The organism is Flavobacterium praedii, from assembly GCF_026810365.1.
Lineage (GTDB): Bacteria > Bacteroidota > Bacteroidia > Flavobacteriales > Flavobacteriaceae > Flavobacterium > Flavobacterium praedii.
The window spans coordinates 2,891,735-2,906,142 of record NZ_CP113948.1 but is presented as its reverse complement, the minus strand read 5'-3'; the positions used below and the strand labels follow the sequence as shown (position 1 = coordinate 2,906,142).

7 protein-coding genes are annotated in these 14,408 nt (G+C 36.5%); all 7 read left to right on the top strand.

Annotated elements, in window-relative coordinates; translation table 11 throughout:
- Positions 1-119: 119 nt before the first annotated feature.
- The 7 genes from OYT91_RS12500 (at position 120) to OYT91_RS12470 (ending at position 14,303) form a co-directional block, all read left to right on the top strand.
- On the top strand, positions 120-1,613 hold the full coding sequence (locus OYT91_RS12500; RefSeq protein WP_281238223.1) for a xylulokinase: 1,494 nt from the start codon (positions 120-122) through the stop codon (positions 1,611-1,613).
- 2 nt (positions 1,614-1,615) lie between these two features.
- Positions 1,616-2,941, top strand: coding sequence for a xylose isomerase (gene xylA / locus OYT91_RS12495; protein WP_281238222.1), 1,326 nt, complete (start codon positions 1,616-1,618; stop codon positions 2,939-2,941).
- A gap of 48 nt (positions 2,942-2,989) precedes the next feature.
- Positions 2,990-6,118, top strand: a complete 3,129-nt coding sequence (locus tag OYT91_RS12490) for a SusC/RagA family TonB-linked outer membrane protein (RefSeq protein WP_269221529.1) — start codon at positions 2,990-2,992, stop codon at positions 6,116-6,118.
- A gap of 11 nt (positions 6,119-6,129) precedes the next feature.
- Complete coding sequence (locus tag OYT91_RS12485; RefSeq protein ID WP_269221530.1) at positions 6,130-7,707, top strand: RagB/SusD family nutrient uptake outer membrane protein; 1,578 nt, start codon at positions 6,130-6,132, stop codon at positions 7,705-7,707.
- A gap of 22 nt (positions 7,708-7,729) precedes the next feature.
- Positions 7,730-9,148, top strand: a complete 1,419-nt coding sequence (locus tag OYT91_RS12480; RefSeq protein WP_281238221.1) for a hypothetical protein — start codon at positions 7,730-7,732, stop codon at positions 9,146-9,148.
- Positions 9,149-9,442: 294 nt separating this feature from the next.
- Positions 9,443-11,872 carry a glycoside hydrolase family 2 TIM barrel-domain containing protein gene (locus tag OYT91_RS12475; protein WP_432419424.1) on the top strand — a complete coding sequence of 810 codons (2,430 nt, stop codon included), beginning with the start codon at positions 9,443-9,445 and terminating at the stop codon, positions 11,870-11,872.
- A gap of 31 nt (positions 11,873-11,903) precedes the next feature.
- Positions 11,904-14,303, top strand: coding sequence for a glycoside hydrolase family 31 protein (locus tag OYT91_RS12470; protein WP_281238219.1), 2,400 nt, complete (start codon positions 11,904-11,906; stop codon positions 14,301-14,303).
- Positions 14,304-14,408: the final 105 nt, after the last annotated feature.

Genomic DNA, 14,408 nt, shown 5'->3' with positions numbered 1-14,408 from the left:
TATTTTGTTAATATGAAAAATATGTTTTATACTTGTAGTCAAATTAACCATAACGTTATGGTTTGTTTGACCAAAAGTACAAAAAAACAATAGTAAGTCAATCATATAATAGTAAGAACATGTATTTTTTAGGAATCGATTTAGGGAGTTCATCTATAAAATTATCCGTATTTGATGCAGATAAAGGAATTACAGTTGCCTCGGTAACAGTTCCTGAGTTTGAGATGGATATTGTGGCTCCTAAATTTGGCTGGGCAGAACAAGACCCCAATAAATGGTGGGAATATGTAAAAAATGGAATTCAAGTACTTGGTTCCAAACAACATGTTGATTTAAAAAAGATTGTAGGAATAGGAATTGCGTATCAAATGCATGGCTTGGTATTGACCGATGAAAACATAAATCCAGTTCGTTCTTCTATCATTTGGTGTGACAGTAGAGCCGCGAGTATTGGCAATGAAGTTTATGATCGAATGGGACACAAATCCTGTCAACAACAAATCCTGGGAAGCCCTGGAAATTTTACGGCTTCTAAATTAAAATGGGTTCAGGCAAATGAACCAGAGATTTTTCAAAAAGCGGTTTACATGATGCTTCCGGGCGATTTTATAGCTGCAAGACTATCCGGGAAAGCACAAATAAGTACTTCGGGCTTATCGGAAGCCGCTTTATGGAATTTCTCAAAAGGAGCATTGGCAACCGAAGTATTGCAAGCTATGGGGTTACCTGTTGATAAAATCCCAGAAGTTGTTCCCAATTTTGGATATCAAGCAACGGTACATCCAGATGTGGCTGCTGAATTAGGATTAAGTTCTGATGTTAAAATTACCTATAGAGGCGGTGATCAGCCCAATAATGCCATGTCATTGAATGTTTTAAAACCTGGAGAGATTGCAACAACAGCAGGAACATCAGCTGTGGTTTATGCCGTAAGCAACCAAGATGTTTATGACAAAGAAAACCGAATCAATACCTTTTTGCATGTTAATAATACCGAAGCTCAAAAAAACAATGGCGTAATGCTTTGCATCAATGGTTCTGGAATTTTGTACCAATGGCTGCGTAAAATTATGTCGACTGACCGAAGTGGTTTAATCGCCTATGAAGCACTCAATACAGAAGCTGCCAAAGTAGCGGTAGGAAGTAATGGCTTGCGTTTTTATCCTTTTGGAAATGGGGTAGAACGCATTTTTAATAATAAAAAGGTTGATGCCGGAATTCAAAATTTAAACTTTAATATTCATCAATCCGGACATTTGATTCGCTCTGCGTGCGAAGGAATTGTTTTTGCGATGAATTATGGTTTTGATGTTATGAAATCGGTAGGAGCATCTGGCGAAATTGTTCGTGCTGGAAATGCTAATCTTTTTTTGAGTCCTGTTTTTAGAGAAATCTTTACCAATACTACACAAACTACATTAGAATTATACAATACTTCTGGATCTGAAGGGGCTGCACGTGGAGCCGCTTATGGATTTGGCTATTATGCTTCTTTGGATCAGGCATTTGAAGGGTTGAAATGTATAGAAAGAATAGAGCCAAATCCTGTTTTGACTTCACAATATCAGGAAATATACCAAGAATGGAAAAATCATATTAAACTAGAATCATAATCATGAATACAACAACAACACAATCGTATTTTAAAAACATTGATACCATAAAATTTGAAGGTAGAGAAAGTACTAATCCTTTAGCTTTTAAATGGTATGATGAGAATCGCATAGTAGCTGGTAAAACGTTAAAAGAGCATTTGCGTTTTTCTATGGCGTACTGGCATACCTTATGTAACAAGGGAGGAGATCCTTTTGGAGCAGGAACCGAAACATTTGCTTGGGATAAAAGCGAGAATGTTATTCAAAGAGCCAAAGACAAAATGGATGCTGCTTTTGAATTCATGAGCAAATTGGGAATTCCTTATTACTGCTTTCATGATATTGATATGGTAGATGATGCGCCTACTTTGGAAGAATTTGAAACTCGTGTAAAAGCTTTGGTAGCTTACGCTAAAATCAAACAAGAAGAAACAGGAATTAAATTATTGTGGGGAACTTCAAATTTATTTAGCAATCCGCGCTATATGAATGGAGCGTCTACCAATCCAAATTTTGATGTAGTGGCGTATGCAGCGGCTCAAGCCAAAATTGCTATTGATGCAACAATTGCTTTGGGAGGCGAAAATTATGTGTTCTGGGGTGGAAGAGAAGGATATATGAGCCTTTTGAACACCGATATGAAAAGAGAGTTGGAACACATGGCCCGTTTCTTGACCATTTGCAGAGACTATGCCCGAAAACAAGGTTTCAAAGGAACTTTTCTTATTGAGCCAAAACCAATGGAACCGATGAAACATCAATATGATTTTGATGCGGCTACCACTTTAGGATTTCTTCACAAACACGGACTTCAAGACGATTTCAAGCTGAATTTGGAAGTGAATCATGCCACTCTTGCTGGACATTCTTTTGAACATGAATTACAAGTGGCAGTTGATGCTGGAATGTTAGGAAGTATTGATGCGAATCGTGGTGACTACCAAAACGGATGGGATACCGATCAATTTCCCGTAAATGTTTTTGAAATTACGCAATCCATGTTGGTAATCTTAGAAGGTGGAGGAATTAAAGGAGGCGGCATCAACTTTGACGCAAAAGTGAGAAGAAACTCAATCGATATCGAAGATAAATTCATTGCTCATATTGCAGGAATGGATGTTTTTGCCAGAGGACTTATCTGTGCAGATGAAATTTTAAAAAATACCAATTATAAAGAATTACGCCAAAAGCGTTACGGATCATTTGACGGGGAAAACGGAGCTAAGTATGAAAAAGGAGAACTATCTCTTGAAGATCTTAGTGTTATTGCTCGTGCAAAGGGAGAACCTCAGCCAATAAGTGGAAAACAAGAATTATTTGAACAAATTATTTCCAATGCTTTTTAGAACCTATAGAATCAATACTAACTTAAATTAACCAATTCTTAAATTATTATGAAAAGAAAATATTGTACATCGACAATGCTTCCCTTTTGTATGTCGCTACTGTTCAGTGTGTTTATGCTGCAATCAGGTTTTGCACAACAGAAAACGCTTTCTGTTACCGGAAAGGTAACCTCTAAAAGTGATGGCTTGAGTATTCCAGGCGCAAACATTACTATAGAGGGAGGAGGCGCGAGTACATCAACGGATTTTGATGGAAGTTTTAAAATTAATGTCAAGTCAGATGATGTATTGAAAATTACTGTGGTAGGGTATAGAACCCAAAAAATTTCGGTAAACAATCAAACCATTATTAATGTTGCTTTGCAAACCGAGACTTCAGACCTTAAAGAGGTTGTGGTTATTGGGTATGGAACGCAGAAGAAAAAACTGGTAACAAATGCTGTTACTCAGGTTAGTGGAGATAATCTTGCTAAGACCAATACAACAAGCGCACTTCAGGGGCTTCAGGGTCAAGCAGCGGGACTTCAAATTACTTCTACTTCAGGGCAGCCAGGAGAAGGGTTAAATGTGGTTATTAGAGGAGTGGGTTCTACTGGAGGAAGTACTCCCCTTTATGTTGTAGATGGTATACTTACAGGTGATATCTCCTATTTGAGTAATTCAGATATTGAATCTATTTCTGTTTTAAAAGATGCTGCTTCTGCGGCTATTTATGGTTCTCAAGCTTCAAATGGAGTTATTTTGGTTACAACTAAAAAAGGAAAACGCGGTTCGGCCGCAAAAATCACTTTTGATCAATATTACGGTATTCAATCTGTGGCTAGAAAAGTTGATTTATTGGATGCAACAGAATATGCTACAATGTTAAACGAAGCTGCGGTAAATTCAGGTAAGAACCCTTATTTTACTAATGCTCAAATTGCCGCATTAGGAAAAGGAACAAACTGGATGGATAAAATGTTGGTTGATAATACAGCTACCAAAAATTTCGCATTCGGTGCTTCAGGTGGTTCAGATAATTCAGTTTATTCTACTTCATTGTCTTATTTAGGGCAAGAAGGAGTAATTGGGGGGTCTGCTTTATCAAACTATAACCGTTATAATTTTAGATTTAATTCTGAACATAAATTATACAAGGATGTTGTTACTTTAGGTGAAAATTTAAGTTTTGCTTATATTGATAAAAACGGTATTGGTGTTGGTAATCAATATAATAATTCTTTGCGAAGTTCTTTTCAAACTACTCCATTATTACCAATGTATGATGCAAACGGTAATTATTATGATACTACAAATAATACTGAGCCTTGGCTAACTGGAGTTGCAAATCCTTATGCAACAATGGTTTATAATAATCAAAATGAGAGTAATAACCAAAAATTATTAGGGAATGTTTATTTGCAGATTGAACCAATAAAAAATTTGACCTTTAAAACTACTTTAGGTCTTGATTATTATGCAGGTGAAGGTCATTCTTATTCTCCTGAATATCAATTATCAATTTATGCATTTAGTAAATTTGATAAAGTTACCCAAAGCATGAATAAGGGTAAAACGCTTACTTGGGATAATTTAGCAGCTTATAAATTTAAAGTTGCTGATGAACATCACTTTGAAACAATGTTAGGTACATCTTCTATTAATTATGATGGAACCTCTATGAGTATGACCAATGCAGATGCTGTTTATAGTGATTTAGATCATGCTTGGTTAGATAATACTACCAATAAAGATGGGGCTAAAATATCATTTAATGGTAAAAAAGAGGAAACGAAAAGAATGTCTTATTATGGAAGATTAAATTATGACTATAAAGAAACCTACTTGTTCAATGCAACTTTTAGAGCAGATGGATCTTCTGTTTTTTCAAAAGAAAATGCATGGGGTTATTTTCCATCAGCATCTGCGGGATGGGTTATGTCTAATGAAGAATTCCTGAAAGATTCAAAAGCAATAAACTTTCTTAAATTGAGAGCAAGTTGGGGACAAGTCGGAAATCAAAACGCAAGAGCTTTTCAATATTTATCACCAATAAAAACAAATACTACCAACTATAATTTTGGTGATACTGAGGGTGTACTTATACCTGGAGCTTATCCTAATAGATTATCAAATCCTGACTTGAAATGGGAAACTTCAGAACAAATAGATTTAGGTTTTGATGCTAAATTTTTAGACAATGCCTTAAGTGTTACTTTTGATGCCTATCAAAAAACCAATAAAGATTGGATTATTTTAGCACCAGTATTGGCTACTGCCGGTGCAGATGCACCCTATATTAATGGTGGAGATGTAGTTAATAAAGGTTTGGAATTGTCTTTACAATACCAAAATAAAATTGGAGAATTTAATTATAGTGTTAGTGCAAATGGTGCTTATAATGAAAATAAAGTGGGGCAAATACCTACTTCAGATGGAATTATCCATGGTTTAAGTAATGAACTTTATGATAATTCCGGTGAGTTTTATAGAGCAGAAAATGGAAAACCATTAGGTTATTTTTGGGGATATAAAACTGGAGGAGTTTTTCAAAATCAAGCACAAATTGATAACTATAAATCAGCAAACGGGGTAGTTTTGCAACCAAGTGCAGCTCCTGGAGACCTTATTAAGGTGAATAGTAACGGAGATGATAAAATCGATGCTTCTGATAAAACCGAAATAGGAAAACCAAATCCAGATTTTACTTTTGGTTTCACTTTATCGGCTAGTTATAAAGCTTTTGATTTTACTGCAATGGCAAATGGTGTAGCAGGAAACCAAATCGTACAATCGTATAGAAATCAATCAAGTGCTTACGGCAACTACACATCTGAAATATTGACTCGTTGGCATGGTGAGGGTTCTTCAAACTCAATGCCAAGAGTAACAGAAGACAATAGAAATTTTACAGATTTTACAGATTTATATGTTCATGATGGTGATTTTTTACGAATCAGTACCGTTACAATAGGCTTTGATTTTGCAAAAATGTATAAATCCAAACCCTTTTTTGCTAGCCAATTCAGACTTTACTTTTCAGCATTAAACCTTTACACTTTTACGAAGTATAATGGTATGGATCCTGAAATTGGATTTGGTTCTTCAAATGATGATCAAAAATTTTCATCAGGGGTTGATGTAGGATATTATCCAAGACCTAGAACATTCATGTTGGGATTAAATGTTAAACTTTAATAAATAAGAAAATGAAAAATACCTATTTATATATTTTCTGTTTGGGTTTATTGTCATTGGGCTCTTGTAGTTTAGAAACAGAACCGATAACGCAACAAACAGATACAAATTTTTACAAAACTACAGCTGATGCTAATTCTGCATTAGTAGGTTGTTATGATGGATTACAAGTTGCAACAGGAGCTAGTGGTGGTGTCGGTATTCCAGTTCTGAGCGAAGTGATGTCTGATGATTGTTTTGGAGGAACAGGTGCTTCGGATGGATACAATTATGCACTGATAGACGAATTTGACATTAGCCGTTCTCCTTCGGATGTAGATTTGCTTAATAATAACTGGATTTCATATTACAAAGCAATTTATCGTTGTAATGTTTTCTTGACGAAAATGGATCAAATCGATTGGAAAGGCGATACAGCTTTAAGAAATACGTATGAGTCTGAAACTAAATTTATCAGAGCTTATCTTTATTTTGAAATGGTACGTGTATGGGGTAATATCCCGTTATTAACGACTCCTTCATCTGAAAATATTCCGCAATCTGATCCAGAGGCGGTTTATAAAGTTATCGCTGAAGATTTAGTGTTTGCTTCAAACAATTTGCCAGCGGTAGGGTATAGCGCTACTGTTAGTGGGCATGCTACTAAGTGGGCTGCAAAATCTTTATTAGGGCGCGTATTTTTATTTTATACAGGATATTATGGAAAAACGGACTTAGCAGGTGTTGTAACCAAAGCACAAGCTTTAGGACATCTAGAGGACGTTATTACATCCAGCGGTCATGGTTTAGTTGATGATTTTTCTACATTATGGCCAGCATCTTCGGGTGTTAAGTATGCAGGAGAAAATAACAAAGAAACAGTATTTTCTATAAAATATACATACACTAGTGATTATAACGGAAATACTGATGGTAATGCCTGGATGGTAATGTTTGGAATGAGAGAGTTTTCTTCTTTCCCTTATGGTCATGGATGGGGAATTACTGTGAACTCAAAATTATGGAATACTTATAATGCCAATGATACAAGACGAGGTGCAACAGTTATTGGGGTGAATGAAGAAAATATTGTTTTTGATAAAATTAATAATCAAAGAGAATATACTGGGTATTATAACAAAAAATATTCTCCAATGATTAATGAAGCTGGAGTAGAACTTCCTATTGCTATGGGTAGTGCATTTTGGGATATCAGTCAATTCCAAGATTATACTGTAATGAGATTTGCTGATGTTTTGTTAATGGCTGCTGAATTAGGAAGCGGGAATGCTCAGGCCTATTTTGACCAAGTGAGACAAAGAGCCTATAAAGCTAGTTTTGTATCTCAAGCGGTAAGTCAAGATAATATCATGAAAGAAAGACATTTAGAATTTGCACTTGAAGGAATTAGATATTATGATTTATTGCGTCAAGGTATCGGAACAGCTTCTTCAACTATTGCAGAAACTACAAGCTTGCTAAGTGGTGGAGTTGCTACTGCCAAAACAATTTCAGCAGCTAAAATACAACAGACAAAAGGGCTACAACAAATCCCGAATACTCAAATCACATTGTCTGGAGGAGTTTTGAAACAAAATGCAGGTTGGTAATTTTAACTAAAAATTTAAAAAAATGAAAAAGACTAAATTATTAATTACATCATTTTTGATGTTAATGGTACTGTTTTTAGTACCATCTTGTTCGCCAGAAACCTATTCATTGGATGGTACGACTGATAAATCAGCTATAGATTTTGAGATTACTCAGGATTTAGTGGCAGATCCAGGAGGGAATACTGTAATAATGACTAATAAAACTCCAGGGGTTGTACTTACTTGGGATTATGTTACAGGAAAATCAAATAAAGCTAAAGATATTGTAAAGTATGCTTTTAAAGGTGATTATACCATAAAAATCACTGCAGTTACAGGTGGTGGTTTAGTTGAATTAGACCCAGTAACTATCACTGTTTCTAAAGATAATTTAAACTATGTAAACGATCCTCTTTGGAATTTACTTTCAGGGGGTGTTGGAAAGTCTAAAACTTGGGTTTTGGATTTAGATGAAAACGGTGTTTCGAAATTTTTTGCTGGACCAATGTTCTTTTACGGTACCGATAATGCATGGTTAGAAGGTGGTGATAAAGGATGTTATGGCGCTGATTGTTGGAATTGGAGTCCAGAATGGAAAGGAAACCAATGGATCGCAGCCAAAGGTAATTACGGAACTATGACATTTAGTTTAGATGGCGGTCCTTTTTTAACAACAGATCATAAAATGATACCAAGCTATGGACAAGAATCAGGAACGTACTATTTAGATGCTGATGCAAAAACCTTAACTACTTCTGGTGCTACTATTTTGCATACCAATGAATATGAAAATTGTGTAGATAATTGGCAAACAATGAAAATTATGTCTATAACTGCAAACACACTACAAGTTGGTGTTTTAAGAAAAGGCAGTTGTGATGGAGCAGCAACTTTGGTTTATAACTTTATATCAAAAGAATATAGTGACAATTGGGTACCAACAGCTGTGGCAGATCCAAATCCAAGTATTGATTTAAATGGAGGTACAGTTGATGATTTATTATCGACTACAACAACTACCACTAAAACATGGTCATTGAGTAAAGACACTCCTTTCAATTGGACAAGTTTAGATGGAACGTTCTTAAATAATTGGAATTCCGTTGCCGATTATGAAGCCGCAGGGTGGACAGGATACGTAGCTTCGGATCAGGCTACTGTTGTAAAAAATAAAATTTCATTTTCTAATGATGGTACCGTTAAAACAGTAACAAGTAATGGCGCTACAGCCTCGGGAACGTATACTACAAGTACTGATGGGACAAATGTTATTAGTTTTAATGCTATTACACCATCATTTCCAATTGGAAGTTCTTGGGCAACAGTTTCTACTACAGATAAAAACCAGTGGAAAATTGTAAAAACTGCAAAAACAGGAAATGTCGTTACTGATATCTGGTTTGGGAAGAGAGATCCAAACAAGAGTGAATATATGGTTTTCCATTTTGTTTTAAATTAGAGTTGAATTAAAGGGTAGTAACTTTTTTTTGGGTTTTGAAACGGGTAAGCACTTTCAAGAGATTGGATTCATACACCAACTCTTGATTGCTATCCCAATATTGTGGGAACTTGTTTTTAAAATAAAAAAAAAGCTACTGTAAAAAAGTAATAATATAATGTACCGATAAGTAGTGTTGTTTGTACACTTATCGGTACATTTATACAACTTTAAACACTATTATAATTTTAAGAAAAAATGAAAAAAACAATCAATTTTATACAAGTGTTGGCACTCTTGGGAATTACAATTCTGATGATGTCGTATACTGGAAAAGAAAAGGATAAGGTTTCTAATTCCAGAAAAATGGCGTTCAATTCGGGTTGGAGTTTTCATTTGAACGACAGTATAAAAGACAAAGATACTATCAACAGTTCTACAACTTGGAGAACATTAAACCTACCTCACGATTGGAGTATCGAAGGAAAGTTTGACGAGAAAAGCCCTGCTGGTTATGGCGGAGGCGCCCTAAACGGAGGCTTGGGATGGTACAAAAAAACATTTAAGATTGCACTAGACAATAAAGAAAAATGTACGGCAATCATTTTTGACGGTGTGTATAGAAACAGCCAAGTCTGGATCAACGGACATTATTTGGGTAAACGTCCAAATGGCTATATTGGTTTTCAATACGACCTTTCTCCTTATTTGAATTACGGAGATGAAAACAATGAAATTATTGTCAAAGTTGACAATTCAAAACAGCCTAACTCTCGCTGGTATTCCGGTTCTGGAATATTCAGAAACGTATGGTTACAAACAACAGATAAATTATATGTTGATCAATGGGGAACTTACATTACTACCCCAAAAGTAACTTCAAAAAGTGCTTCGGTACATTTGGAAACTACAATCAAAAATCAATATGCAGCTTCAAAAAGCGCAACCATTCTAACTACAATTTATAAAAATGACATTAAAGTAACTTCGGTTACCCAAAATATTAGCATTACTGCAAATGCAAATCAAGTTCTAAGTCAAGATATCGTTGTTAATAACCCCGTTTTATGGTCTGATGAAAAACCAGAACTGTACACTGCTGTTACAACCATTAGTGTAGCGAACAAGATTATTGACGAATACAAATCTACTTTCGGAATAAGAAGTTTCAAATTTGACCTTAATAAAGGATTTATTTTAAACGGAAAACAAGTCAAAATCAAAGGGGTTTGTATGCACCACGATTTAGGTCCGTTGGGTTCGGCCATCAATACCAGAGCCATCGAACGCCAATTGGAAATTCTGAAAGGAATGGGCGTAAATGGTATTAGGACTTCTCATAATCCGCCAGCTCCAGAGCTTTTGGACCTTTGCGATAAAATGGGTTTCATCGTTATGGACGAAGCATTTGATATGTGGAAAAAAGCCAAAACCAAATACGATTACAGCCTTGATTGGGATAAATGGCATGTCAAAGATTTACAGGATCAAATCCTTAGGGATCGTAATCATCCCAGCATATTTATGTGGAGTATCGGAAACGAAATTCCGGAACAATGGAGCGATGAAGGTCCAGTGATTGCCAAAGAATTATCGGCAATCGTAAAAAAACTGGATACCACACGTTTGGTTACAGCGGCAATGAATCCTGCAGTTAATATGAATATTGATGACGTAACGCTACAATTCGAAAAGGCAAAAACGGATTTCAATAAATTAGCTACTTCAGGAGCTTTGGATATTATAGGCTACAATTATGCGCATCAAACTTTTGAATACCATCAAAAAAACTTTCCAAACACTCCGTTTATTGCCACCGAAACGACTTCGGCTTTAGAAACACGCGGCTATTATGATAATGTTTCGGATGTCGTTAAGAAATGGCCGGTAAGATGGGATCTTAAATTTACCGATGGAAATCCAGGCAATACAGTATCGGCTTACGATCAGGTGCAGGCACCTTGGGGTTCAACCCACGAAGCGACTTGGAAAGTGATGAAAAAACACGATTTCCTTGCCGGAATGTACATCTGGACTGGTTTTGATTATATTGGAGAACCAACTCCTTATGAATGGCCGTCTATCAGTTCGTATTTTGGAATTGTAGATTTAGCAGGTTTCCCAAAAGACGTTTATTATATGTACCAAAGTGAATGGACCAATAAAACGGTGTTGCATCTTTTTCCACATTGGAACTGGGCAGCAGGTCAAAACGTTGATGTTTGGGCATACTACAATAATGCCGATGAGGTGGAGCTTTTCCTTAACGGAAAATCGGTTGGCGTTCGAACCAAAAAAGGAGACGATTTGCATATAATGTGGAGAATTCCTTTTCAAGTAGGAACATTGAAAGCGGTTTCTCGTAAAAATGGTAAAACAGTTCTGGAAACGGAAATCAAAACAGCCGGAACAGCAACAAATTTAAAATTGTCTGCAGACAGACCAACCATCAAAGCCGACGGAAATGATTTGTCTTTCGTAACGGTGGATATTACCGATGCAAATGGAGTGCTTTCGCCAAATGCCAATAATGAAATTCAATTTTCTTTGAAAGGAAACGGGAAAATTGTAGGTGTTTGTAGCGGAGATCCAGTAAGTCACGAATTGTACAAAGGAACAAAACATACTGCTCTTAACGGAAAATGTTTAGTGGTGATTCAGTCTGGCAATAAAGCCGAAAAGCTTGAATTAACAGCTAACGCCAATGGTTTGAAAGCAGCTACAATTACAATTTCAGCAGAATAAAACACATATAAATAATATTAAAAAGAACACAATGAAAAAAATAAAGATAGCTTCCCTGTCTCTATTCATGGGTTTTGGTTTTTTGCTTTCGCCAAAAGCGTCAGCACAAATTCAAAATGCAGATGTGCTTAACGCACCAATGGATATCAGCAAAGATTTTCAGAATTATCTAAACACGTTTTATTTTGCTGATGAGTTAACCAGTTTTGACCCTGCAACAGGAAAAGGAACAATAAAATATTTGCGTTACAATTATCAGACGCGTCAGGCTTTCAACAATATGATGATGAAGCCAGGTGTGGTTCCTGCCAATGAATTTCCAACGACGGAGTATGCAGTTTCTCCGGAATTGCCATTTCAAATTCAGTTTGTATCGGATCGATCCATTCGTATTAAAACGACTTCGGGACCACAATTTCATCCGGAAGCTACGTCTTTAATGCTCGTTGATGGAGTCGCTCCAAACCACCCGGAATTATGGAAATCTTCTAAAATCGAAGGAGGTTATAAGTACACAAGTAAACATGGTTCTGTTGAGATTTTGTCAAAACCTTGGCACGTAAAAATTTATGACGAAAAAGGAAAGCTGCTAACAAGCACGCTTCACGATTCTGATTTTAAAAACACCTATACTCCAACACTTCCGTTCTCGTTTGTTCGCAGAAACAGTGATTATTCCAGAAGCATGGGAGCGGCTTTCAGCTTAGAACCGGACGAAAAAATATTTGGATGTGGGGAATCATTTACCCAATTCAACAAACGCGGACAAAAGGTAGTTTTATGGACGGATGATGCCAATGGTATTCAAAACGAAACCATGTACAAACCGGTTCCATTTTACATGAGTAGCCGTGGGTATGGAGTGTTCATGCACCATTCTACTCCAATCACCTGTGATTTTGGAAGGTATTTTGGTAGTGCGAATGAAATGTACATTGGCGATGATGAAGCCGATTTGTTTTTCTTCATCGGAGAACCAAAAGAAATATTGGATGAATACACGAATCTAACTGGAAAAGCAGCAATGCCACCGCTTTGGTCATTTGGTTTCTGGATGAGTCGCATCACTTATTTCTCTGAAAAAGAAGGCCGTCAAGTTGCCAAAGATTTACGCGCCTATAAAATCCCAACCGATGTAATTCACTTTGATACAGGTTGGTTTGATGTCGATTGGAGAAATAATTATGAATTTTCAAAAGACCGTTTTCCAGATGCTGTAAAAATGATGTCGGATATGAAAGATGACGGTTTCCATGTATGTTTATGGCAATTACCATATTTCTCTCCAAAAAATACCTTGTTCAACGAAATTATGGATAAAGGTCTTGCCGTAAGAGACCGCAAAGGAAACTTGCCTTACGAAGATGCAGTATTGGATTTTTCGAATCCTGCAACTGTGACTTGGTACCAAGCCAAATTAAAACATTTATTTGACCAAGGGGTTTCTGTTTTTAAAGTGGATTTTGGAGAAGCTGCACCGCCAGACGGAATCTATAATTCAGGACGTACCGGTTTCTACGAGCACAATTTATACCCATTGCGTTACAACAAAGCAGTAGCTGAAATTACTCAAAAAGAAAAAGGATATACTTTAATCTGGGCCAGAAGTACTTGGGCAGGAAGCCAACGTTACCCCTTACATTGGGGCGGTGATGCCGAAACAAGTAACGGGGCCATGTCAGCCGAATTGAGAGGTGGACTTTCATTGGGACTGTGTGGATTCAGTTTTTGGAGTCACGATGTAGGAGGTTTTGCTACTAAATCACCTGAGAATTTATACCGCAGATGGGCGCCATTCGGAATGTTAACCTCTCATGTAAGAAGCCATGGTGAGCCTCCGCGCGAACCTTGGTTGTACAGCAAAGATTTCTTGGAAGGATTTAGAAACGCTGATAATATGCGTTACGAATTAATGCCATACATCTATGCGCAAGCCAAAGAAAGTTCTCAAAAAGGATTGCCGATGATGCGTGCTTTATTCCTAGAATATCCAAATGATCCAGGAGCTTGGCTGGTAGACAATGAATATTTATTTGGAACCAGTATGTTGGTTGCTCCTTTATTCGAAGAAGTAACCGAAAGAGACGTTTATCTTCCAGCAGGAACTTGGATTGATTACCAAACCAAACAAGTATACCAAGGAGGATGGCATAAAATCAAAGCGGGTGCTATTCCAATTGTAGTTTTGGTTCGAGACGGTTCAGCGATTCCTCATATTGCATTGGCACAATCCACAAAAGACATGGACTGGAGCAAATTAACTTTAAAAGTATACGCTACTGAGGCTACGACTACAGCAACTGCCAAAGTATTCTTGCCAGCGACAGATGCCGTACAAACAATAACTGTTTCCAAAAAAGGAAACAATTTTGAAGCAACATCAAATCCATTAACTGGAAAAACCACTTTCAAAACCGAGTGGATAAAATAAATGAGTTGGGTTAGTTTTAAATCGGGGAATGAAGGGGTGCTTCGTTTCCCGATTTATAAAAAAGAGTAAGAAACAACATTATGAAAGCGTCATGACAGAAGTTGT

What these genes read in the sequence shown, in the direction of transcription:
- OYT91_RS12480 (WP_281238221.1), top strand. Translation starts at nt 7,730, where the DNA reads ATGAAAAAGACTAAATTATTAATTACATCATTTTTGATGTTAATGGTA.
- OYT91_RS12500 (WP_281238223.1), top strand. Translation starts at nt 120, where the DNA reads ATGTATTTTTTAGGAATCGATTTAGGGAGTTCATCTATAAAATTATCC.
- xylA (WP_281238222.1), top strand. Translation starts at nt 1,616, where the DNA reads ATGAATACAACAACAACACAATCGTATTTTAAAAACATTGATACCATA.
- OYT91_RS12470 (WP_281238219.1), top strand. Translation starts at nt 11,904, where the DNA reads ATGAAAAAAATAAAGATAGCTTCCCTGTCTCTATTCATGGGTTTTGGT.
- OYT91_RS12485 (WP_269221530.1), top strand. Translation starts at nt 6,130, where the DNA reads ATGAAAAATACCTATTTATATATTTTCTGTTTGGGTTTATTGTCATTG.
- OYT91_RS12490 (WP_269221529.1), top strand. Translation starts at nt 2,990, where the DNA reads ATGAAAAGAAAATATTGTACATCGACAATGCTTCCCTTTTGTATGTCG.
- OYT91_RS12475 (WP_432419424.1), top strand. Translation starts at nt 9,443, where the DNA reads ATGATGTCGTATACTGGAAAAGAAAAGGATAAGGTTTCTAATTCCAGA.